We start from the raw sequence: 1,365 nt of genomic DNA, 5'->3' as shown, positions 1-1,365 counted from the left end.
GCCAGCCTCGACAACAGTCAGCACGGTGTCCTTCAGGGTAAGGGCCCGGTGCGAGTCGCGACGGGCGTTCTGCAGAATCAGGGCGGTCAGCTGTCCAGTGACGACACCCTCGATCTGAGTGCCACTGAGGTGGATAACAGCCAGGCCGGGCAGATCAACAGTGCGAACGCACTGACCGTTCGAGCGAGCGGGCTCAATCAACAGAGCGGCGGCCACTTGTTCAGCGGCACCCGTTTGAGCCTGGACCTCAATCACGGCGTATTGAATAACCGGGGTGGTTTGATCAATGCCCCGGGCCAATTGCTGTTGAGCAACCTGGGCGTGGTCGGTAACCAGCAGGGTGAGATTTCCAGTACACAGGGTTTTAACCTGAGTGCCGACAGTCTCGACAATAGCGGCGGCAAAGTCCTCAGCGAGCAAGCCCTGGTCCTGCGTATCGCCCGGGCCCTGGACAACACCGGGGCGCTGATGTCCGCCTCTGCCATCGATCTGCAGGCCGATAGCCTGAACAACCAGCTCGGCACGATCAACGTGGGCACAGGGCTGAACCTGCTGCTCGCCGGCAGCCTGAACAACCAGGGTGGCAAACTGAGCGCCCGAGACATCACCGCGCAGGTGGCGGATCTGGACAACCGCCAGGGTCATCTGACGGGCGATAACAGTCTGACGTTGGGCAGTCAGGGCGCGATCAACAACGCCACGGGTTCGATGACCGCCGGCCAATGGTTGAAGGTGCAGGGCGCCAGCCTCGATAACACCCAAGGCACACTGACCGGCAATTCGAGCCTGACGGCGAAGATTGCCGGACAGTTGCTGAACCAGGCCGGGTTGCTGTCCTCGAACGGTCTGCTGACCCTGGACAGTGCCAGTCTCGACAACCAGCTCAAGGGGCGGGTCGTCAGCAAGGCCGATCTCAACCTGAGCACGGTGGGGTTGCTGGACAACCGTACCGGCAGCCTCAGCGCCGGTGGCGCTCTGACGCTCAATGCCAACCGAGTGGACAACCGTCAGGGCGGCTCGCTGAGCGCTGCCCAGGGCCTGAACCTGAACATCGACAGCCTCGACAATCAGGGCGGCAACGTCTCCAGCCAACGCAACTTGAACCTGACCGGCACGACGCTGGACAACAGCCAAGGCGGCCAACTGCTGGCCAATGGCGACATCAATCTGACCCTCGCCCAGCTCAATAACCAACTTGACGGTCAGCTGTCCGGTCAGGCCGGTGTACACCTCAAGGCGGCGCAACTGAACAACGGTCAGGGCGGCAATCTCTACGCCAAAGGCAAGCTGGACCTGACACTGAGCGAGCAGTTGCTGAACACCCGAGGCACGCTCAAGGGCGATGGCGCGATCCTGCTCAGCGTT

Annotated in this window: 1 pseudogene; it reads left to right on the top strand. The window is 62.1% G+C overall.

Features of this window, described 5'->3' with window-relative positions:
* Positions 1 to 1,365 (top strand): annotated as a pseudogene (locus NTD87_RS07770) (adhesin); the annotation flags it as partial.

The sequence above is a fragment of the Pseudomonas sp. 6D_7.1_Bac1 genome (genome assembly GCF_025465945.1).
GTDB lineage: Bacteria > Pseudomonadota > Gammaproteobacteria > Pseudomonadales > Pseudomonadaceae > Aquipseudomonas.
This window is presented reverse-complemented; position numbering and strand designations above follow the sequence as displayed.